General features: G+C 40.3%; 16 protein-coding genes. 14 read left to right on the forward strand and 2 right to left on the reverse strand.

Annotated features, from left to right (window positions below; genetic code table 11):
• Positions 1-52 precede the first annotated feature (52 nt).
• Positions 53-4,504: a translocation/assembly module TamB domain-containing protein gene (locus tag A3CY_RS0116655; protein ID WP_155828433.1), complete on the reverse strand. Its 4,452-nt coding sequence runs from the start codon at positions 4,502-4,504 to the stop codon at positions 53-55.
• A gap of 136 nt (positions 4,505-4,640) precedes the next feature.
• On the opposite strand from A3CY_RS0116655, the gene tsaD reads away from it, so the two are divergent.
• The 14 genes from tsaD to A3CY_RS0116735 all read left to right on the forward strand — a co-directional run bounded on the left by tsaD (position 4,641) and on the right by A3CY_RS0116735 (position 23,315).
• Positions 4,641-5,672 (forward strand): tRNA (adenosine(37)-N6)-threonylcarbamoyltransferase complex transferase subunit TsaD, encoded by a 1,032-nt coding sequence (gene tsaD, locus A3CY_RS0116665; RefSeq protein ID WP_018339077.1) that lies wholly within the window; start codon positions 4,641-4,643, stop codon positions 5,670-5,672.
• Between the two features lie 50 nt (positions 5,673-5,722).
• Positions 5,723-6,652 (forward strand): NAD(P)-dependent oxidoreductase, encoded by a 930-nt coding sequence (locus tag A3CY_RS0116670; protein WP_018339078.1) that lies wholly within the window; start codon positions 5,723-5,725, stop codon positions 6,650-6,652.
• Entirely contained in the window at positions 6,652-7,281 is a 630-nt protein-coding gene (locus A3CY_RS0116675) for a SagB/ThcOx family dehydrogenase (RefSeq protein ID WP_026207788.1), read from the forward strand. The genes A3CY_RS0116670 and A3CY_RS0116675 overlap by 1 nt, the downstream gene beginning before the upstream one ends.
• A 279-nt stretch (positions 7,282-7,560) precedes the next feature.
• Positions 7,561-8,199, forward strand: a complete 639-nt coding sequence (locus A3CY_RS0116680; RefSeq protein WP_018339080.1) for a DUF6266 family protein — start codon at positions 7,561-7,563, stop codon at positions 8,197-8,199.
• Between the two features lie 606 nt (positions 8,200-8,805).
• Positions 8,806-11,787 (forward strand): hypothetical protein, encoded by a 2,982-nt coding sequence (locus tag A3CY_RS0116685; protein WP_026207789.1) that lies wholly within the window; start codon positions 8,806-8,808, stop codon positions 11,785-11,787.
• A 1,118-nt stretch (positions 11,788-12,905) separates the two neighbouring features.
• Positions 12,906-16,439, forward strand: a complete 3,534-nt coding sequence (locus tag A3CY_RS0116690) for a DUF6443 domain-containing protein (RefSeq protein WP_169503694.1) — start codon at positions 12,906-12,908, stop codon at positions 16,437-16,439.
• A gap of 4 nt (positions 16,440-16,443) precedes the next feature.
• Positions 16,444-17,193 (forward strand): hypothetical protein, encoded by a 750-nt coding sequence (locus A3CY_RS0116695; RefSeq protein WP_018339084.1) that lies wholly within the window; start codon positions 16,444-16,446, stop codon positions 17,191-17,193.
• Positions 17,194-17,571: 378 nt separating this feature from the next.
• Positions 17,572-18,801 (forward strand): RHS repeat domain-containing protein, encoded by a 1,230-nt coding sequence (locus tag A3CY_RS23375; protein ID WP_449374808.1) that lies wholly within the window; start codon positions 17,572-17,574, stop codon positions 18,799-18,801.
• 13 nt (positions 18,802-18,814) lie between these two features.
• On the forward strand, positions 18,815-19,213 hold the full coding sequence (locus A3CY_RS0116705; protein ID WP_018339086.1) for a hypothetical protein: 399 nt from the start codon (positions 18,815-18,817) through the stop codon (positions 19,211-19,213).
• Between the two features lie 180 nt (positions 19,214-19,393).
• Complete coding sequence (locus A3CY_RS0116710) at positions 19,394-19,960, forward strand: hypothetical protein (RefSeq protein ID WP_155828437.1); 567 nt, start codon at positions 19,394-19,396, stop codon at positions 19,958-19,960.
• A gap of 811 nt (positions 19,961-20,771) precedes the next feature.
• Entirely contained in the window at positions 20,772-21,608 is an 837-nt protein-coding gene (locus A3CY_RS0116720) for an energy transducer TonB (RefSeq protein WP_018339089.1), read from the forward strand.
• A gap of 126 nt (positions 21,609-21,734) precedes the next feature.
• Positions 21,735-22,172: a hypothetical protein gene (locus A3CY_RS0116725; RefSeq protein WP_018339090.1), complete on the forward strand. Its 438-nt coding sequence runs from the start codon at positions 21,735-21,737 to the stop codon at positions 22,170-22,172.
• 261 nt (positions 22,173-22,433) lie between these two features.
• Positions 22,434-22,937, forward strand: coding sequence for an energy transducer TonB (locus A3CY_RS0116730; protein ID WP_169503696.1), 504 nt, complete (start codon positions 22,434-22,436; stop codon positions 22,935-22,937).
• Positions 22,938-23,315, forward strand: a complete 378-nt coding sequence (locus tag A3CY_RS0116735) for a hypothetical protein (RefSeq protein WP_018339093.1) — start codon at positions 22,938-22,940, stop codon at positions 23,313-23,315. It begins immediately after the preceding gene.
• Between the two features lie 139 nt (positions 23,316-23,454).
• On the opposite strand, the gene A3CY_RS23200 is transcribed toward A3CY_RS0116735, so the two are convergent.
• The gene (locus A3CY_RS23200; protein ID WP_018339094.1) at positions 23,455-24,519 is read right to left on the reverse strand and encodes an alpha/beta hydrolase; all 1,065 of its coding nucleotides are present in this window, start codon (positions 24,517-24,519) and stop codon (positions 23,455-23,457) included.
• Positions 24,520-24,521 lie beyond the last annotated feature (2 nt).

Genomic DNA, 24,521 nt, shown 5'->3' on the forward strand with positions numbered 1-24,521 from the left:
AACAACAATAAACAATTGAAAATTGGAAAATGAAAATTGAAAATGATAACGATCATTTATTATCAGACACTTGTGCGGAAGAATTTGTTTGCTTTTTCCGTTTAAAAATTGCCATGTACTTACGGAAGAGTTCCCGGAAGGTATCAAAGGTTTCCTGGTAAGAAACACCGATACCTTGCAACGTCTCGGTTGCGTTGTACGTGATCTTTTCATTCGTGTGGGAATAAGCCTTTAACTTCAACGTTCCCTGGCGGTTCAATTTCACGTCCACGTCAAAATCACCCGTGATAGAAGTATTCGAATTCGTTTTTGCCCTTTCCACCATGTTACCGTTCGCTGAAATCGTCACCCGGTTGTCCCAGATTTGGGTGGATAACGCCAATTCAAACTCGTTCGTCGTCACCTGGTCACCGGGACGATACGAGAAACCGATATCAAAATTGTTACTGATCTGCGATAACCAGCGCGATACCTGATTCGAAAGCAACTCGCTCGCCGTCGTGACTCCCATCTGGTACCCCGTGTTGCGCTCCTCCTGCTCGGCATCCTTTTCCAAATAATCCGGCGTATAAAATTTATTCAACAACAACAGCGAGAACATCTGCTTATTTATCTCGTCTTGACTGGAAAAAAGGCTTTGCATCAAACTGCGCATCTGCACGTCGAGGGAAGGGAAATTAATCCCGAACTGCACGTTCGGGTTCATCAGGTTATCCCCCAACTTCAACACGCATTCCACGGGTACTTTCGTGTTCTTGTCCATAGTCGTGCTCGTTCCCGCCAACAGGTCGTTCAACGAAGTCCTCAGATTGTAAATCGCGTTCGCGTCAATCGTCGCGTCGTAAGGCGAACCATTCCACTTGATCGTTCCCCCCGGGGTCAACACGAACTTCTTATTAATCAAATTACTCAACGTGAACAGGTAATCCCCCTTCTCCACCTTATACTCCCCGAACATATCCAGCTCGTTATCCTTCCCCAGCGTGAAACGAAGATTACCGCTGCCCACGGTTTTCAAAATATCACCGATCGTGGGGTCAAATATGATTTGCACCTCCAGGTTATCATTCACCTCAATGTTCGCGTTCAAATCAAAATTGGAAATCAAAGAAGATTTATCCTCGGGAGCGGCAGGTCGATCCCCCGGCTGGCGATTATTTATAAACCGCAAAAAACTGCCATCCTCCTCGGTCAAAGCAGAAGTCAAGGGTATATACAACACCGAATGAGGTTCCGGCTTCAAATTTATGGACAAAGCAGAATTCCCCGACGTGTTATGCATTCGGGTTTGTCCCGTGATATACAACTGCCCGTAAAACATTTCGTTTTGAGATTGCTTCGTGTCCAATATCCGGAAATCATTAAATTTCAGGTTCACGTCATACCGGTTTTCCCTCAAATCATAGAACCCGGAACAAACAGAAGAATGCCCCTTGGCATCGTAAATCCTAAAGTTATCGAGCATCACCCGGTTATTCTTTACCGGCAGGCTATCATGAATCATAAAAGTCGTGTTAAGAGCGCTCAACGTCAACGCCACGGAATCCATCGCCAGAAAACCATTGATAGCTGCCGCCTGACTTGTTCCCTTCATCTCCAACTCGCCGGATAGCGCCCCCTCCCCGCTTTTCAACAGTTCCGGAAAATAACGGGTAAGGTAATTCACGTCAATTCCCGCGAGCACGAGATTCATATCCAAACTATCCGTGGAAGGCTTGTAATGCCCGAACACGCTAAACGGAGCCTGATCATCCTTCATCTGGTTGATAACACTCACCTGCAAAGCACTTGTCGGCGCATCCCATTGCGACACCATATTCAACGTCCCCAGCGTATCCCGGTTAATTCCCCAGTTCTCGACCTCCACGTTCGCGTAAATCAAGCGGTTATTATACACGTCCTGCACGCTGGCCTTTCCGTTTACCAACCCGAAAAGTTTCACGTCATTGTCAAAAAGGATACTATTAAATTCCGCCAGATTGAAATTATGAAATACCATGGAAAGCGAATCCTTTTCATTCTCGCTCACCCGCCCTCTCAGGGAGAAACTTTGTTCCCCCCGGCTGATCTCGAAATTATTCACGAATATATCATTCCCCTCCTTCAATATCATGGAACGTCCCACGCGCCACACGCTATCCGCCATCACGATCGTGCTAGGCTGAATAAACACTTGCGCCAGATAACGCTCCCCGTATTTCAACAACCGCAGGTCGGCAACCAATGAACCGCAATACGTTTCTTTTCCCCAGTTGCTCCAAGTCAGACGATTGTTGACATGGTTCACGTTCGCGCTCATCGTGTTGCGCACGTTATACAACCGTCCGAAGTCCATGTATTTCAACTCGTCCGCGGCATAAGAGCATTTTAACTCCCGACCGTTACCCGTTAACCCCAACTTGGAATTACGCACCTTCAAATCCCCGAAAGAGATCGTGTCTGCCTCCAGCATCAAATTCGCCCGGCGATCAGCATAGCTATATTCACATGACAAAACGACCCCGCTGGATAATTTCAATTGAGGATAAGCCACCTTCAACAACGGATTCACGTTATTCAGGCGTACCTCGGCAATCAAACTGGTTCCTTCCGGCAGAGGCTTATCCACGGCATAACGGTATGCCGGCAAATAAGTCACGACAAAACTATTCCACAAATCCATTAATCCCAACGAACGGAAAAAACCTTCCATCGTGACCTCTCCCATCTCCGACTGCACGCGGGAATAACTGTATTCCCCCAGCACGGTATTAGTCAGCCTCACGGAATCCGTGACAAATGCCCCTCTCGTGTTCTCGTATTTCAAGCTTGGCACGATAGCCTCGAACCAATTGTTATCTTCCTGCATTTTCAAGTTACCGGAAAAATCGAATTCAAACGATTCCTTCTCCCCGCACAGCGAAGGTCCCCACGTGTCCCATTGCCTGACATTCACGTGCCCCCGGGCATCCGCCACCTGAAGAGAATCTCCCATGACATAGTTCAACTCGAAATCCGCCTGCACGCTGTCATTTTTAACGGACGATAATAAATAAAGATGCTCGTCCTCCATCCCCACCGACACCCGGGCACCCCGCAAGCGACCGTCAAACACGTCGAGGAATCCCAACACGCTCGACATCCCGAAACGGGAAGTAGAATCCCCCAGCACCCCGTTAAAATTACCGAAGAACGACCCGTTCTTCAAGAAGGATTGCCCCGTCAGGAAACCGAAATTCACACGGGACAGGGTAAGCCGTCCCCCGTAATGATAATCCCCCGTGCTATCCACGGCATAATTGAACACCACCCCGCCTTCCATCCCCGGTGTAACGCTTCGGGTATTCAACACGAAATCCTCGATCTTTCCCTTGAAATTTCCGTCAAAAGTAAAATAATCATACTTGTGCAGCATCCGCGGAATCTTCACGTAATGGTTCTCCAGCCAAGGCATAAAAATCGCTTCCACCTCGGGAGGTGAAATCCTCGTGTCCGTGAAATCGATATTAAAATCCGTCTCGAAAAATCTCGGCAACCCCTTGGAAGTGAACGAGCCATGAAGCACACTCTTTTCCCCGAGATATACCTCCAAATCCTTCCCTTGCAAATTACTTATCGTGTTGAACACCACCCCGCTCCCGTACACCGTGTTGTTCATCCCCAGCAACTTGCCGTTGAAATAAGCGATATCGTCGAAATGAACCCTCGAATCGGTAAACACGTATCGTTGCTGCATCTTCGTGGTAAAATTACGCCAGTAATCCCTGTCCGGGACCCAATTATATTCCAGCGTATCCAGATGCGCCTCGCTACGCCCGGTCTGTATCAACGTATTCGTGACCAATAACCTATTGTTCGTCGCCACCACCTTTCCCCCCATGTTCACCACCTCGAATCCCGACTTTTCCTTGAAGTTCAAGCCGGTAACCGTCGCCTCGTAGCGTCCCTCCTTCGAGAACTTAATCCCGGAAATCATCACGTTCAGATCCCGGCAATCCACGTCCGTCCAATTAATCCCGTAATCCACGGGCTCGTAATCACTCTCGATATAACGGAAACGGCTGTTAAACAGCGACACCCTCGTCAGGTTCACCTTCCAACTCAAAGGAGTGTCCGGCACCGTGTCCTTCACCGACGCCGACAGTGAATTTATCAGTTGCTCCACGTTCGTGAGGCTCTCGCTCCCGTCCTGCTTGCGCTCTATCCACAAATTGAACGTGGCATTCTCGAACGTCGCCTCGGTAATCGTGAATTTCCGTTTCACGAAACTCACCGAATCCACACGCATCACGAGCCGCTCGCAGAACATAAGCGTATCCTGCCGGCAATCCTTCACGAACACGTCACCCAGAATCAACGACTCGATCGGACGAAACTCCACCCTCCCGATCGTGATCGTCGTCCCCGTCCGTTCCTCCAGAATCCGGGTAAAATACTCCACCAGCCTCGTCTGAACAAACGGGGTCATCAAGGCAAAATAAGACGCGAATGCCAAAAGCACAAGCACCATGACACACCGGGACAATATGGAGATTATTTTTTTTATACTTTCATCATTTAGTTTGCACGCAAATTTAGTAATATTGCAGGAATATTTTCAATTGAAAATGGAAAATTGAAAATTAATCACTCAATCTAAAATCATTAAATCTAAAACAGATATGGGCGTTGTTATTCTAGGAATTGAATCATCTTGCGACGACACCTCCGCCGCGATACTAAAAGACGGGGTGGTACTCTCGAACGTGATAGCCAGTCAAAAAGTGCACGAGGCTTACGGCGGAGTCGTACCGGAACTGGCATCGAGGGCACACCAGCAAAACATTATCCCGGTCGTGGCTCAAGCCTTGAAAATAGCGGGTGTCACTGCCGATGAGGTCAACGCCATCGCCTTCACCCGCGGTCCCGGCTTGCTGGGTTCCCTGCTCGTGGGCACTTCCTTCGCCAAAGGATTCGCCATAGCAAAAGGGATCCCCATGATTGAAGTCAATCACCTGCAAGCCCACATTCTGGCAAACTTTATCAAGGAACCGGGCGTGGAAGCCCGCCACCCGGAATTCCCGTTCCTGACTCTGCTCGTGTCGGGAGGCAATTCACAGATCATCGTGGTGCGTGACTACCTCGACATGGAAGTCATCGGGCAAACCATCGACGACGCCGCCGGCGAAGCCTACGACAAATGTGCCAAGGTAATGGGGCTCTCCTACCCGGGAGGACCCGTCATCGACCGTCTGGCAAAAGAAGGCAACCCGGAACGGTTCACCTTCAACAAACCCCATATCCCCGGGCTGGATTACAGTTTCAGCGGGCTGAAAACCTCGTTCCTCTATTTCATCCGCGACGAGATGAAAAACGACCCGGACTTCATTCCCCATAACCTGAACGACCTTTGCGCCTCTTTGCAGAAAACCATCGTCGACATTCTCATGGCAAAACTGAAAAAGGCAGCCAAGCAAACCGGGATAAAACAAATCGCCATCGGCGGCGGCGTTTCCGCGAACTCGGGATTGCAAAAAGCCGTCTATGACGAAGGCGCCCGGCTCGGCTGGGAGGTATTTATCCCCCGCCTCGGCTTCTCCCTCGACAATGCTGGCATGGTTGCCGTCACGGGGTATTACAAATACCTCGCCTCCCGGTTCATCGGGTTGGAAGCCCCGGCTGACGCGAGAATGAGCCTGAACAATGGAAATTAGTCTGTCATAAATCAAGGAATCAACAGAATCTTAAATCTTAAATCAAAAATATGAAAATACTTGTTACTTACAACATTCCCCGCGAATCATTCGCGAAACTAGGAAAAGAGCATACCGTAACGATGCCCGAAGGTGAATACTTCACCACTGAAGAGTTAATCAAACTGGTACCCGACTATGACGTCATCCTCGGGATTTTCACCCGTCCCATCGACAACACGGTCATCGAGGCGGGCAAAAACTTGAAATTAATCAGCAACTTCGGCGTGGGCTACAACAACATCGACACCAAATTCGCCCGTTCAAAAGGCGTTGCCGTGTGCAACACCCCGAAAGCCGTGTGCTTTCCGACCGCGGAAATGGCAATGGGACTCATGTTGAGTGCCGCCCGCCGCATCACCGAGTGTGACAAACGCATCCGGGTAGAAAAAGAAAGCATGTGGGGCGTGATGAAAAACCTCGGCTTCACGCTGGAAGGACGCACCCTCGGTATCATCGGCATGGGCAGCATCGGGAAGACCGTGGCAAAACTGGCAGAGGCTTTCCGCATGAAGGTGATCTATTACAACCGCCGGAGTACCGTGGAAGGATACGAGAAAGTAGACCTCGACACCTTGTTGAAAAGATCAGACTTCATCTCCATCCACACCCCGCTGACGGACGAAACCCGCCACATGATCGGGAAACGGGAAATCGAGCTGATGAAACCGACCGCTATCCTCGTGAACACCGCCCGGGGAGCCGTCATCAACGAGAAAGAATTAGCCGCTTGCTTGCAAAATAAAACGATAGCCGGGGCAGCCCTGGACGTTTTCGAAGACGAACCACACGTGACGGAAATGCTCTACGGGTTGGACAACGTGATCCTCGTCCCGCACAACGCCACGGGCACTATCGACACGCGTATCGCCACCGGGCAGGAAGCCGTCGATAACATCCTGAACTTCTTTAACGGTACACCAACTAACGTAGTAAACTAATGAAAATAATTATTACCATGCTAGTGCTTACATTCATGGGAAGCACCGTGAACGCTCAAAACATCAAGTTACCCGCCCCCCGGAAGACGGGAGGGAAATCACTCATGGAATGTTTGAACGAACGGCAAACTTCACGTGATTTCGACACGAAAAAATTATCCCCGCAAGACCTTTCCGATCTGGTCTGGGCGGCAAACGGCATCAATCGCCCGGAAAGCGGCAAACGCACCGTCCCCACCGCCACGAACTGGCAAGAAATGGTGCTTTACGTCGCCACCGCCGACGGCATCTACCGTTACAACGCGGAGAAACACGAGCTGGAACTCGTGAAAAAAGGCGATCACCGCGAGAAATGCGGTCCGCAACCCTTCATGACAGTTGCTCCCGTGTGCTTTATTTACGTTGCCGACCACAACAAAGAAGGGCGTATTTCCAACCCTGAACAGAAAAAGACCTACTCGCACCACCATGCCGGGTACATGGCTCAAAGCGTGTATCTCGTGTGCGCCGCCAAGAACATGGCAACCGTGACGATCGGCTCCGTGGACAGGGAGACGCTTGCCAAAGTGATCGGTCTGCCCCAGAACAATCTCGTGATCTACACCCAACCCATCGGGTACAAGAAGTAAACGGCACGTTCATCGGACTCATCGAGGCAGCCTAAAAGGATTTAGGCTGCCTCGATTCTTTTACCCGGCAAGGCGAGCCGCCCAATCCGAGTCTTCTTCCAGTATTCTAGTACATTTCCCTAATCGCTACCCTATTATTATTCTACTGTTATTCTATTGTCATACTATTTAAATAGAATAACAATAGGATTTAAATAAAATAATTACTATCTTGCACCTAGAGAAAGCTGGGAGATGACCTAGAGAAACCAGCCTGTATTAACAATAAAAACAAATATCATGGCCATTATCGAAAGTAACCTGGGAAACATCGAGGGCAAAATAGGCAACAATTTGTTCGCTTACACGCGAATGGGTAAAACCATCCTGCGTAAGTCCCCCGGTAAACGCAAAAAAAGCTCAGAAGGACAAAAAACTTGCATGAACAACTTTTCCTTGATGAGCATGACTTATTCTTACGTGAAGCGCGTGTTGCAACTACCTATTTGGAAACTAGCAGGAAAGGAATACGGGAAAACAGCAAACAATTACTTCTCGCACGTGAACAAAGGCATATTCGACAAAAACGGGGAGGTGCGCGACCACGACGAACTTGTCCTGTCGGAAGGCTCCCTGTTAAATCCCTCAGGGATGACGATAGAGCACACGGGGGAATCGACCTACAAAATAAGCTGGATCCCGGAAAACGAAAACACGACCGGAGCGGCAGATGACCAACTCATGGTACTCGTGTACACGGAAAACGTACCCCGTTATTTCAGCATTCGATGGGCAGACAACACGACCGGCACCCGTGCCGAGGGAACGGGAACCTTCACGATTCCCCCGACCATGGGCAAGGAAGACCTGCACGTGTACTGTTTCTTCGGCTCGTCCGACGGCAACGCTTACTCGAGAAGTAAACATTTCCGGATTTAAGGCGGGAGGCACATCACGAATTACCCTTAGAAACGGACATGAACAAAACTGAACGAACATGCAACACATCACACACAAACACATGTATTTTAGCATATTACCAAAAACAGATAGTCCAAATGTTAAAATCAAGAGAAAAAATAGACACCACATAGTTGAAATTTTAAGAAAATATTAAGACAAATTACTACAAATGTGATACAATTTGTCTGAAATTTTTAGTATATATTTATCCCACTGTCTTTATATGTAGAAAGAGGTAAAGTGGTGGGAATTTATAAAGATCAGCCGAGAAGTTGGTATTTTTTGAGGAATTGTATTTATTCATTAAATTCTAGTTGCAATGGAAACAATTCAAAAATTACAAAGACGAGGACGGCGTGATCTAAAAAACGGATCTTTTGCGGCGTTTTCTTTGCCGAACTTATTAAAGTTAGCGGCTATTTTCTTTCACCCTAAGTATGTTACGTTATTTAATTGGACTTCTTTGATTTTTAAAACAAAAAACAGAGAGGCTCGACATCAACTGATGTTTCTCCTGTAAAAAAGACTGCATTTAAGAGTCTTTAATTACCAAGAGTATTTTAATAATCTAAAGAATTAATCATGAAAAAAATGGCGTGCAAAAAGTTTTTTGTCGGGGTGTTACTTGTTATCATGTTTGGAACATCCCAATCCTTTGGGCAAGATATGAATTTTACCTTCCCATCACCCGAATCATCTTTACTGGTTCGCGGTGTAATGAATCCCGTCAATTTGAATACGGGAGTTGTTAATGTTCAAGTCCCTCTATTCTCGATTCAAGAAGGAGGGTTAAATTTACCTGTTTATTTAAGTTACCAGACTTCCGGAATCAAACTTCATGATATTGCCACGTGGGTGGGACTCGGTTGGAATTTGTCAGCCGGAGGCAAAGTAACCCGCATCGTCAAGAAAAGACCTGATGAAACGGGATTCTGTAAAACTTCTTCCCCGGACGGGGCTGCCGCGGCAGTCTTATCATCCTGGACAGACAAAGCTTATGATTCACGGCAAAACGGTGATTTTGATTCGGAACCGGACGTGTTCTTTTATGAATTTCCAGGAGCCGCAGGTATGTTTGTCATGGACCCAGAGGGAAACGCTCATACGATTCCCTACTCGAATATAAAAATAGAATGGGTAGACAAGAGTTATTTTAACATTACAGATGCAAACGGCATCATTTACAAATTCGGTCAGGACACCAAAGAGGAAACAACAACGACAATTATTTTTGATGGAGAAAGAGAATCTAGACCATCCTACGTTTCAACGTGGCACTTAGAGAGTATTACAGGAGTAATGTATGAAAAAATTACTTTTACTTATGAAGAAGGCGATGCCTATGAATTTTCTAATTATAATGAGAAATATTCGGTTGAAGTATCTTGTACAAATCCAAGCAATCCAACCATTTCAAGCGAGATTAAAGAATCTATAGAAATCGTGACAAAAATAAAACCACAATATTTGAAAAATATTTCATGGAAAGGGGGACATTTAGAGTTTCTGTCATCTAAAGAACGTGCTGATATAAGAAATACTAGGAGATTGAATTCTATAAAATATTTTGCAAATAATGGTTCATTTATAAAGTCTTCAAATTTTTCGTATTATAATGCATCATCTTCCAATGATAGATTAATGTTATCGGAAATATATGATAACACTTCTGTTGGTAATAGATTTGTTTCCAAATTCACTTACGAATCGTCTTCTCTCGGTTCTAGAAATAGTAAAGATTATGATCATTGGGGGTATTATAATGGAGCAGGCAATCAAACGAACAGACCCGACATTAATTATTTACCGTCAATTCATGCCGCAATTCCCGGGGCGAAGAGGAACCCTGTTCTTTATTACACGAAAGCGGGAGCATTAAAACGAGTATATAATAATTTAGGCGGATACACGGAGTATGATTACGAGTTGAATGATGCGGTTGTGGGTAGTTCTCTTGTAACTATCGGAGGTTTGAGAATAAAATCGATAAAAGAAGTTTCGACATCAAAAGATTCTTTGATTACCAAGTACTATTATAAAAAATGTAATGCACAGGGCACAATGACAAACGAGTCAAGCGGGACTATTTTTTCCGGGGGAAGTTATTGCACGTGGATTCAAGGCGGTGGTGGAACGTACACTTATTTGTTAGAATCTCAAATGGTTTGTGATATATTTGATATGAATGGAAGTCCGGTCTGTTATTCTACTGTAATCGTTGAAAATCCAAATGATTCAAGAGCCGTGTACGATTATACGTCCAACGCTTCCGCTGCAGATGTGCCCTCGAAAGTATATTATATCCCTCCTAGTTCTTCGTATGTTCAAGATAATAATTTCGCTGTGTTTATAAATTCTTCTCGCTTTTGGCGCAGAGGATTAATGACGAAACAAAGATCGTATGATAAAGATCATAATTTAATGAACGAGGTGAATTATTATTATTCTTTCGGCAATAATTTAAAAGGAGAAGTCAAAGGATATCAAACTTATACCTCAAGATTCGTGACGAGCAAAAAAATCATAAAAACGAAACATTTATGCGAATACGTGTGGCAATCAGAGCCTGTATTTTTAAAAACGATATATTCCAAAGGTTCAGATGTTATATACACAACGACTCAATACAAATACAACGAGGATTACCTTGTCCCCGTGGAAATCACCCAAAGTCAAACCCGTCCTAGCACAACAATCAGAACAACTATAACATATCCGTTTAATTATCCTACAACGACGACTAGCGGGGATGCGATAAACCAGGGTATAGGCTGGATGAATTACAGGCACATGATTAATTATCCCATCGAAACGATCACGTACAAGAATAATCTTGTGGTCTCAGGAGAATTGAACGAGTACGAGGGAGCTTTAACTTTTGTTTGGCCGAAATACACGAGGCGTTTAAAAATATCAGAACCACAATCAACTTATACTTCATATACACGCTTATCGGGTGCTATGGTATGTGATCCGAACTATGAAATTGTTTCGGTAAATGAAGTGTACAGTCTTGTAGCGTGTGCCCCGACACAACATCGATCCGGTTTATATTCAAAGCCCGAATCAGTTATTTACGGGTATAACAATACGGTACCCATAGCGACTGTCGTTAATGCAACCGTGAAACAAATATACCATACTAGTTTTGAGGATGTAGAAGGAGCTCTTGTTTGTAATAAAGCAAAAACCGGAGAAAAGGTTTTTAAAGGTACATTCAATATTCCTCTAAATAATTTGGACCCCGGTCAATACGTTTTGAGTTATTGGAAGAGTTCGGATCAAGGAGTGAATTGGAATAAGGTTGTCATTTCAATAACAGTCAACGCCAGTTCTCCATCTTATTCTATCGGTGATGGAACTAATTATATAGACGAAATACGAATACATCCCACAATGGCAAGAATGACAACGATGACCTACAAACCCGGGATCGGGAAGATTTCTGATATGGATGAGAACGGTTTTACCACTTATTATGAATATGATGGTTTTGGAAGGATTGTGAAAATCATGGATAATGATCGTCAGGTGTTGAAAAATTACCAGTATGCTATGGATTAATACAAAATTGTAAAATAGCATTGATTGTATTGTATTATATAATTTGCAATGATATGAAAAAGATTATAATATTAACAGTGTTATTAGTGTGTGTTAATTACATTTTTGCACAATTAGCAATTCCTAATATTGATTTTCGAATGGAAGAAAATCCTCGAAAAACACTGATGGGAGAAAATGGAAATGTTACATTCAAATATGAATTAAAGAATTCATTGACAAGGGAACAATTAGTACGTATAATAACAGATTTCCTAAAAGACACGAAATACAATTGGCTGACATTTAATTTATTGAATGATTCTGAAATTACACTCAATATACAAGAAAATAATACAGGACAAACAAGAAGATTTATTATTCTTTCAACGTATAACAATAGTTCGATCGTTATTACACAAATGCCACAAGCGAATAATATTCAATTGTATAATATTATTGGTGGAGGTAAAACTATTCCTAATATGGAACATAGCATTATTTTGGATGGTTCTGAAATTGGAATAAAATACAACTTGTATAAAGAAGATACAAAGATTGAATCTCGTGCAGGCACAGGAGAAAAACTAACTTTTACAGGGTATTTTATCGGAAATTATTTTATACGAGCGGAAAAAGATGGATTAGAGAAAAAAATGAACGGAACAGCGCAATTTGATTATTTCTTAGTCATAGACAACAATATATCATTAGAAAATAAAATGATATCAATTCCTTCTAATGGAGGCATTGCAAGTATTCCATTTATTTTACTTCGAAATTATGAATCTAGTTGGGAAGATTTAAGAGAAATCGTCAAAGCTTGTAATAATAGAAAAGTAAATGGTTGGAATAATGAACATAAGCTATATTTATCTACAGATGTAAATAAAAATAAAGGGATACTTCATATTATAGGGAGTCCCAATATATCACAAATAGAAAGAAAAAGTGATTTATATTTAGGAGCTCAAAATGAGTTAAAGGTCAACCAAGTAGCAGGAGGTAATATCGCAATTTTTAATGTCTATGGTAATGGGAATTTGATTTTAGGACAAAAAACGTCTATTTATTTAGATGGTTCACAACGTGTAAAATATCATCTATATAGAGATGAGAACAAAGTATCAGAACCTAAAATGGGAACAGGAAAAATCATTACATTTGGTAATGTAACGATTCCTGGCAATTATACGATTAAAGCGGAATGTGACGGGCAAACATTTGATATGAACGGTTCGGTGCTTGTTCGGGACATAAATATTAATCCGCCTCACGTGAAAGAAGAGGTTAAGACCGGGGATGGTTCTATGGTAAGTGATATTACATATTACGATGGAAATGCTCGTCCGGTACAACAAGTAAGCGTTGGAGCGTCCCCGGGAGGAAAGGATATTGTAAATCTGATAATTCGGGATGGTATCGGACGAGAAGCAGTTAGTTATTTACCCTACGTGATAAACGGAAATGGTAATTATCGTCCACAAGCAGTGGCAGAACAGAACACTTTCTTCACAAGTCTTTATGGAAACAATCCGGTTGCTTACACAAGCAGGAGATTCAATAACGGACCAAACGACAGAGTGGTTGAACAAAGTGCCCCCGGGTATTCTTGGCGTCTTGACGGGGGACACACAACACGTTTTTCATACAGGAAAAATACAGCCTCTGATAACGTGAAACATTACGTTTTGGAAGGGACTTCCGTGAGGCTTGATACAGAATGTTGGCCCGCGGAAAGCCTTTCCGTGAAGGAAGTAACCGGGACGCAAGGTGATGTGATGTTAGAGTATAGCGACGTCCAAGGTAATTTAGTTGCTAAAGAATCGAGGCTAACAAGTGGCAAACGTCTTTTCACCCATGAGATTCGGGATATGCAGGGACGATTGCGTTACGTGATCCCTCCTTTACAAGATTCCCTGTTCACGAGTGGAACTAAATCGTTATCAGAATTATCAAAATATTGCTATTACACGGAATACGACGAATACGGTCGAGTGTACAAACAATATAAGCCAGGAGCCGGGTACGTGCTTAATCTCTATGACAAGAGGGGACGGTTAGTGTTTGTCCAAGACGAGAAACAAAGAGAAAACGGGAAATGGAGTTTTACCAAATACGATGAACTTGACAGACCTGTTATATCCGGCGTTTGCACGGGAACAGAACCGGGACATAAGGCAGGATTACAATCCCAGACCGTTTTTGGAGAGCAACGGGGAACCGTGTTACACGGGTACACGAATCAAACGTACCCGACATCCGTTTCAACGAACGATTGTTACATTATTACTTACTATGATGATTACAACTGGTCGGGACAAACCGCAGTGGCTTACTCGTCGGCAGATGCCATAGGTGCAACCAGAAGTAACGATGTTCTGGGATTAGTGACAGGTACAAAAAACAAAGTACTTGGGATAACCACCAACCAATGGCTGGTGTCTGCCGAGTATTATGACAAAAAGTATCGTTCGATTCAAAGCGTTTCTCAACTTTACCCTTCCGGAACAGAAATTACCTCAAACGCACACGACTTCGTGGGACAGGTTACACGGGTAAAGGTGAAGCAAACCATCGGTTCTTCCGTAGCCGAGTACAACAAGTATTTCACGTATGACCAACGAGGTCGTGTATTGAAGATAGAACAACAGATCACGGGAGATAACACGAATGGTCGCGTTACTCTGGTAGAGAATGTTTACGATGAATTGGGACGTGTATCTTCCTGCAAACTGCATAACGGCAAGGAAATTCAATCACACGAGTATAACGTGAACGGTAGCGTAACAAGTGTATCCTCGCCGGCTTTCAGTTACACGTTGAATTACGATCAGGTAAACGTGAGCGGGGCTTCGGCTCGCTATGACGGGAATATAAACGCCATGACCTGGAAAAACGGGAATGGAACGGAGAAAGCATACGTGTATTCTTATGACCCGTTGGGACAGTTGGAATCAGCTTCTTACAAAGAGAAGAGCGGGTCTAGTTGGTCAAATACGCCCGGGAAATACAATGTTAGCGGACTCACGTATGACCTGAACGGAAACATGAAGAGTATCCGTCGTAATAATAGCAACGGTTCTGTCTTGCATGCGATAAACTATACTTACGGCACTACAAATAACGGGAACGCCATTAGCCAAATCACCCTTAATAACACGTCCTCGGGGACTTACGTGTATGATAAAAATGGTAATATGACAACCGATGGGTACAGGGGCATCACGATAACTTACAATGATTTGGATTTACCATCAGAAATAAGTAAAGGACAAACAAAAATTTCGTACATTTACAGTGCTAGAGGTGAGAAGTTAGCACAAAAGGTGGCAACATCATCGGGGAGTTCTTTGACTTATTATCGTGGGGTAATGGTGTATAATGGAAATGCTTTGGATTATATATTGCATCCGGCAGGAGTAACACGCAAAGTAAGTAGTGGTTACGTGTATGATTATTTTTTGACAGACCATCTTGGTAGTACCAGGGTTGTCCTCGAAGCGAGTGGCAACACGCTTGTACCTATACAGACGACAGAATATTATCCGTTTGGTTTGGCTTTCGCGAACAACAACCTGGATAAAAACAAGTACTTGTTTAGCGGGAAAGAAATACAAAACGTGACTTTCGGCAACGAGATGTTGGGAATGTATGATTTCGGTTCCAGGTTTTACGATCCTCTATTGAGCAGATGGTTTTGCCAGGATCCAGCATCGCAGTTAGTTAGTCCTTACGGGTATTGTGCAAATAATCCGATTGCATTGGTTGATCCTGATGGAGAGTTTGCTTGGTTAGCTTTTGGGATTGGGGCGGCATTGGGAGCTTGGACCGGAGGGACATTGGCTAATGATGGACAGATGAATCCTGGTAAATGGGATTGGCAATCCGGAAAAACTTGGGGATATATGTTTGGAGGAGCTGCTATAGGAGGAATTTCAGGTGCCCTCGGGGGAACTATAGCAGCACAGGGTGGTTTTATGGCTAATACTAGTAGTGTTATGGCAAGTTCTTTTACAAATTCATTCGGAATGTCTGTAATGACAGGGGGAGAGATGGCACCTGGTATAAGTTTTGGGGCTGCCTCTCTTGATTTTGGTTCTGGATTTAATTATTTAGGAAAAAAAGGGAACAAATGGTTACAGAATTTGGGATATGCATTAGGGGCTTTTACAAATATGACAGATACATGGGCTGTTATAAAAGGGGCTTATAATTCCACAAGTATGCTAGAATTACAGACGGACAGTCATTCTCAGACATTTGATTATGAGAACAATACATTATTTTCATGGGGAGCTATGACAAAGGAAGGAAAACGTTATTTCCCTGAAGATGCAACTCTTAGAGAGAGATTGCCTTTCGCACCAAGGAAATTGAATCCCGTTACTGATTATAGTAGTGTGAAATCAAAATTGTTTAGAAGTGTTTCTGTAAGGCATGTTAATTTATCAGGATATAGATCATATGTTCAATCCTTACCTGGGAATGATCAATTTTATCGTTTTGCAACATTATTCCCGATAAAAGGTATGCATTGTACAATAGCTGCGTCCAGGGCTCTTTTGGCAGGAGGGGTTTTTAATTTACCTATTTTAAGAATGCCATGGTTATTAGATTTACAGATGCGAATAAGAGATTATACTTTTTTAGGCGGTCATTTAATGAAATAAGAATATGAAGTATTGTTGGATTTTAATGTTTTTATTGGGTAATGCCACTTTTTCTAGTGCTCAGTCATATATGATTGTTGAAGATAGGGGAAGTGTAAGACTATTGGATTATGCATCAGCATATTTGAAAAATCAATGTGTTCATAGTAATATTGATATTGAATTAACAAAGTCTTATGGCTATAACCTGGTCGGTTATCGTTGGGATCTTGATTCGTTAGTCCTCTACTTGGAAAAAAAGGGGATCGTAGAAAATAGAAAAGTAGGAATAGATAAACAACTGGATGTATTTAAACGAGTTGTTACCGAAGAGTCTAATTTAATCGCTTTGTGGAAAGATACATTTGACAAGAAAATCAGATATAAATGCGGTAACTACACAATTGTTTTAGACATGAGAAAGGGGATAATAAGTTGTTTTGAAAATGATCGGTTATTGTGGAGTAAAAAAAATGAAATTAGGATTACAGGTTCTGGTTTCACAAGCAGAACGCCTACATTTTCTCTAAAACGGAAAACTTTGTTATTTCAATATGCGGTTCTTTTAGGAGATAAACTTGTAGAAATAGACATTCCTAGTGGTAATAAAACATATTTGGTAAATAATACAATGGGAACATTATTTGATTATTCTAATGACGGTAATTATGTGTTGTATTACAACAGAAAGAGGCAAATTTCAATATATGATATAAATAAGAAAAAAGCAACAATTTTTTTAGGATGGAGAAGTGCTTTTTGGCTGTATAAATAATAATAAAATATCTATTGGACTCCTTTTACCATGGAGCGGGTCCCATTAAAGAGAATACATCGTGGAGAAGATTAAAAGTATTCATTACAAAACCTTGGAAACGGGATATTTTGTCCCGTTTCCATAAAGGTAATAAATATTATTAGCCAAATTGCGCTTAATAACACGTTCTCTAAAACTTACATATATGATAAAAATGGTAATATGACAACCGATGGGTACAGGGGCATCACGATAACTTACAATGATTTGGATTTACCGTCAGAAATAAGTAAAGGACAAACAAAAATTTCGTACATTTACAGTGCTAGAGGTGAGAAGTTAGCACAANAGGTGGCAACATCATCGGGGAGTTCTTTGACTTATTATCGTGGGGTAATGGTGTATAATGGAAATGCTTTGGATTATATATTGCATCCGGCAGGAGTAACACGCAAAGTAAGCAGTGGTTACGTGTATGATTATTTTTTGACAGACCATCTTGGTAGTACGAGGGTTGTTTTGGAAGCGAGTGGCAACACGCTTGTGCCTATACAGACGACAGAATATTACCCGTTTGGCTTGGCTTTCGCGAACAACAACCTGGATAAAAACAAATACTTGTTTAGCGGGAAAGAAATACAAAACGTGACTTTCGGCAACGAGATGTTGGGAATGTATGATTTCGGTTCCAGGTTTTACGATCCTCTATTGAGCAGATGGTTTTGCCAGGATCCAGCATCGCAATTAGCTAGTCCTTACGGGTATTGCGCAAATAATCCGATTGCATTGGTTGATCCTGATGGAGAATTCATTTTTGGGTATTTATCTGGTTGGTTCAGAGGACTCTTCAAAGGTAAAAATCCATTTAAAGAAGGTTTCGAAGCTGCTAGAAATGAAGCTAAAATCACATTGGGATTATTCAGATCAGGAGGAGACCAGAATTTCTTTCAATCAGCATGGGAAGTTGTTTCTCGTTTCACGTGGCAATTGCCTCAGACGTTAGTTGGGTATGGCTATGCAAATTACTTGAATTATACTTCTGATACCAAGATTGATTATTACGGGGGAGCAACAACAATTAGTACTCCCGCAATGAAAAATACGGTTACACTTGGTAACTATATAGCAGGAAATCCCAACCTTAAAGCAGATCCCTCGAATTATTTATTCCAGCATGAGTTTGGTCACTATTTACAAAGTAAAAAGTATGGACCTGCTTATTTGTCTGCTTTTGCAATTCCAAGTGGATTGAGCGTGGCTAAAGGTAACGATCATAAATTATTTCGTGTCGAGCAAGATGCAAATGCACGGGCGATTAAGTATTTTAATAAAAGAGGTGTGCTTGATTGGAAATTTGAAAAAAATCAAATTGGTGATAATCCCTACCTGTGGGATATGTCAAATATATACGAGAATGCTTCTACACGAAAATTCACAGATGAATTTAGTAGTATGCTTAACTCTGTGATGAAAAAAGCAAGTTTTGGAGATTATTTCGCTTTATTTACCACTCCTTTAGGCGTGTATACTATCGGGAATACGCATTACAATTCTTATGAAAATATTGATTGGTCTGTTGTAAACCTTAATCGAGCACTTAATGTATCAACTGGAATTAGAAGATAAAAAATATGATATTATGAAACAGTTAGTTGTATTATTACTTATTTTTATAAGTATTCTTAGTTGTAGACGCCCTAGTAATAAAGAAGGGCGTCATGAAATCCTTCGAATTAGGAATGATTCGGATAAAGATTTATTTTATGATCGGGGAACTTGTGATACATTGCTACCAATTTATAATTTTATGGGACAAGCCCCTGCATTTATAAAAAGTAAAAGCCAAAAAAAGGAATATGAACTTGGAGGATTTGAACATGATTTTCGTTTTTGTCCATTTATGATATTCTTTTTTGTTGATGCTGAATTATTGGAAATTCCGTATGATACAATTAGAAAATATAATATGGTACTCTACAGACGAAGTTATACTTTGGAACAACTGGATTCATTAGACTGGACAGTTACTGTACCATAAATGTAATATTAGTAGGTGAAACAATATAGAAAGTGAAAGTAAGTGAATCTTGGAAACGGGACAAAATATCCCGTTTCCATAAAGGTAATAATATTATTAACCAAATTGCGAAAGCTTACGCCAAAGATCCCAGTACAGAAATCACTGAAGGAATATAAAAAGATAGAATTCAGAATAAGTATGAAAAAAGTTATCATTATTTGTATTATAATTCTAGGTGTATTATTCCTATATTTTTCTAATAGCATTCAAAAAAATATGGATAAAGATACTCTATCAAATTCAAATATAAAAACTCCATTATTTCAAAAAAAACAAAAACTTGATTTTAAATTAAGCATTGCAGAAATAAGAGGAGATAGTATAAAAAACAGATTTATTGATACAAGTTTTTATCTAGTAGACTATTTACCAGATACAATTTTGAAAATTGTATATCATGAAAAACAAATTAGAGATACAATCCTAGAAAAATTAGGCTATGAATATATAAAATATTATCCACCGAAAGGGTGGATAATATTAGATACAAAAAGTGACGAAAACTATAAATACATACTTATCTATTGGTATGTACTAGGACAATACGGATTATTAAATGAAGTATTACAAATTAAAGACTATAAAATTCTAGGAGTAAATAGACTTCCAAGAATTACAAATGATTTTGTTCCTTATACCCCCAATGAACATGTACCAATGGGTGACGATTTTTTCATAGATAATTCGAAAGATGTATCTTACTAAATCACTAAGTATATTTCATAAAAGAATTATCAATAATATATATGTAGGAGTTTCGAAAAGTTTTAAACCTGATGAATTTGTAAAAAGATGGAGTCATTTTGTATACAGATTACCAAGAAGATGGTGATAATACTAACTATTTTGATGTTGTTTTCAGCATCAAAATGTAGAGATTTAAATGAAGAACATAGATTAAATATCACAGATTGCTTAGAGCTGTCAGGGAAATTTGTTCCTGATTCTGCTATATCAAAGGAGAATATAAAATTAATCGTATATTTTAAGAATAAGTGCGACACAGTAATAAGCTTTTATCCAAAAATGGGATTATTAGCTTTTACAAGATTAGATACAAGTTTTAGTAATAACTTATATGAAATTAATTGTGATGTAAAAAAATTGTCTCTTATGGTTTCATTGAAACCGAATGAAATTTTTCAAGATACCTACATAATTAATCTTCGATCTTCATATTTTAGAACAGGGATGAATGATTTAATGTTACAATACGTGTGTCGAATACAGCATAAAAATGTTATCAGACCTCGAAATTTAGTGACTGGACATTTGGAATCCCTTCCAATTCATTTATATTTGAGATAAATGAATATTCGGATCGTTGTTCGTTTTTGGGAGCATGAAAAAATAAAGATAGGTTGCCAAACTCTTGTAAAGGTTTTGTATATAATGAATACAATAAATTATTTAGAACAAACAAACGCTTAATTGATACCAAGTGAATGGAGAATCTAACAAATCCTTACAAGTGGTGGAGAAAAATTATAAACAATATAAATAAAATTCCAAGAAGATGGTAAAGAAAAGTATATTATTAAGTGTTATGTTTTTCATAATTTTGAATGTCCAAGCAATACATAAGTTCAATTGTAAGATTGAAGTTGCGGATACAACTAAGTTTAGTGATGATCTTATTACTTATATAAGTACTTCTCCTGTGTTTGACGGAGATATAGAAGGATTTATAAATAAAGAATTAATATATCCTCCACAAGCTTTAGCTGATTCTTTAGAAGGGGTTGTATATGTCAGTTTGTATATTGATACATTAGGGCAAACATTTAATCATTCTATAACACGGGGTATAAACCCAGAATTGGATCAAGAAGCATTAAGGGTTGCGAAATTAATACATTTCAAAAAACCCGCAATGCAAAAAGAAAAAACAATTATAGTTCCTTTGATCGTACCTGTTCGTTTTAGACTTTCTGACATTCAATACTTATTGAATAGGCAAAATAGAGCATCTAATCAATTGGAAATTTTTATCCAATATCCAATTGTAAAACATTGTCATAATTGTTGGACTATATCTTTCGAGATTGCAAAAGATACTTTACATATAAACAAAATAACTTATACGATCTTTTTCAAATCTAAAAAAGATCGTTGTTTTATAACAAAAATATCAAAAGAATCCGAGATTTTAAGTTTTTCAAATAATAAACGTATTGATAACAATACATATACAAGCAAATATGGTTGCATTTTTTATAAGGAGAAAGATATCGAATTATTAAGCTCCTTAAAAAAACAAAAGAATACAGGTCTAAACTTTTTTAAAATGAACAATGTTGAACGTTTAAAATATCTTGATTATCTATATTACAAGTACAACAAGAACTTGTAAGTATTTATTTAAAAACATAAAATTCTTCAGATCAAAAATGATTCAAATAAAGGTATGCTTCAACTTTAGCCTACACAAATGGCTTTCGACCAGATTTATTTTCATATCATTTAATACAAAAATAAAATGAAAGCAATTATATTATTAATTAGTTTTAGTATTTGGGAATTGTTAGGAATGAAGGCAAATGAAAAAGAAATGTTTATTCGTTACATTCCTACAAAAACTCCAACGGATTTATCGATTGTTTTTATGTCTGTTGATAGTGCAGGAGTAATAAACGAAACAATGTATAAAATTCATTATAAACGAAAATTATCTGACAAGTATAATATCTCAAGAATAAAAAAATATGATTTACAATTTAATGATTCGATAGAAAGACAGAAAAATGGTAATATCCGTGCCAAGAAAACAGGACATGAATATTTGAGTAATGAGAATTATCGTTGTAGTCAGTATATTTTTCTTGATTCAGTGTTATTTGGAAATAGATATATATCTGGATATCATCAAGATCGTTTAAGAATACTTGATAGTCTTTATTTAAATCAAAATAAGTGATAAAGATGTGATTGTTGAACTTATGACTTAGTATATGTTATACTGAAAAATGATTTTTGAATTGAGCAAGGAGGGAATTTGTTTTTCTCCTTTGCTCATGATTTCGTGGGACAGGTTATTTACATGGAATGAATTTATTAAAGAGAATACATTGTGGAGAAAAATTATTAATAATATATATAAAATTCCAAGAAGATGGTAAGATATACAAACATGATAAGTCTTTTGTTTATAATATTTTATAGCAAACAGATAAATGATATGAATATAGTGAAGTATGGTTATACCAATACCTCATTTATTAGTCCAAAGTTAGGACTGGATTCAATTGTTCCAGTATCCAATGATAGTATTAGTAGAGATAGTACTGACTACGAGGATTATCTTATATTTGTTTATGATGATATGCCATCTACAAAAAAAGATTTGTGTAAATTTATAAAAAAGCAAATGAATTATCCTCCTAAAGCATTGAGAGATTCACTTGAAGGTCGGGTTGATGTAGAATGTATTGTTGATACATTAGGTTTTACAATCAACCATAAAATTATTAGGGGAGTTCGTCAAGACATAGATGATGAAGCTTTAAGAATTGCTCGTTTGATAAAATTTGACAAGCCTGCATTGCAAAGGGGAAAACCTGTTGAAGTGAAATATTGTCTTCCTATTATCTTTGAATTACCCACGAAGAAAAAAGATCGGAGAAGAAAACATTTGTCAACTTTTTCTCTAAAAAAACATTACATACGACATAATCAAGTCTGAATGAAACAGATTATCGTGTTATTATTGGTATTACTAGGAGCATTTAGTTGTAGACCTAAAAATAAGGAAGGGCGTCATGAAATCCTTCGAATTAGGAATGATTCGGATAAAGATTTGTATTATACTCAACAAATGTGTGATACTCTATTGTCCACTTATAATTTTATGGGACAAGCCCCTGCATTTCATTATTATACAATTGGAGTAATAAATAGAGTAATGACCGAAACGATCGCATATCAATATACAGCTAATGTAAGATTTCAAGGCGGGGATTTTGCTGGAGGGATGAAAGATCTTAATACAATGATGAAAAAAGGATATGTAGTAAAAGTAGATCCTAAATACATTATTCCTAAAGTACTCACTATATATTAAATAAGTATGAAAAAAGTTATCATTATTTGTGATACAATATCAGTTTCTATTTAGTTATTCAACTGACACAAAGGGAAAAGCAAAGCCCCGCAACATATTTGCCGCGAGGCTCAATTTGCTTTGTTCTGGAGTCCGGTTCTTATTTTTCTTTCAGGACTTTTTTGAAGAACGTATCTATTTTATCGAAAGGAATCACTTCAAGATTGTCGTACAAATCGACATGGTTAGCTCCCGGAATAATCAGCAGTTCCTTGTTATCGCCCGTCAGCCGCTTGTAGGCATCCTCGCTGAAATAGCGAGAATGAGCTTCAGCGCCGTGTATCATCAGCACGGCACTACGGATCTCGCCGATATAGGTGAGTAGAGGCATATTGATGAATGATAACACGCTGGTCTTCGTAATTCCCTCATTAGAGTTTGGGGAACGGCGGTGGTAGCCTCGCTCCGTTTTGTAATAGTCATGGTACTGACGGACGAAGAGCGGGGCATCTTCTGGAACAGGATCTACCACGCCACCGTCGCGTTCGTAACTACCGTTACGGTAATCTTCGGTACGCTGGGCATTGAGCCGTTCGCGCAGCTTGTAACGGTCGTCCGCCGACATGGTATCGAAATAACCGTTGGCATTCACACGGCTCATGTCATACATGGTGGAAGTAACGGTCGCTTTGATACGCGGGTCGTTGGCCGCTGCATTAAGGGCGAACCCGCCCCAGCCGCAGATGCCGAGGATACCGATACGCTCCGAATCGACATCCTCACGGGTGGTCAGGTAATCGACCGCCGCGCTGAAATCGTCAGTACTGATTTCAGGTGAGGTCAAGTTGCGGGGCATGCCGCCGCTCTCGCCATAAAACGAGGGATCGAAAGCAATGGTCAGGAATCCCCGCTCGGCAAGAGCCTGGGCGTAACGTCCCGACACCTGCTCTTTGACAGCCCCGTAAGGACCGCTTACGGCGATAGCGGGCAAAGTACCTTGCACGTTTTTCGGCTTGTACATGTCTGCGGCAAGCGTGATGCCGTAGCGATTATGGAACGTGATTTTTGTATGTTCCACTTTGTCACTTTGCGGGAATGTCTTGTCCCACTCCCGCGTTAATTCCAATGTTTCCATATCTGTTGATTTTATCTTCTTTTCCTTATTACTCACGCTGCAACTCGTAAAAGCCAGCAACGTCATGATAGCAAATGCTTGTATCTTCATAA

Origin of the sequence: Butyricimonas synergistica DSM 23225 (assembly GCF_000379665.1) — a bacterium.
GTDB lineage: Bacteria > Bacteroidota > Bacteroidia > Bacteroidales > Marinifilaceae > Butyricimonas > Butyricimonas synergistica.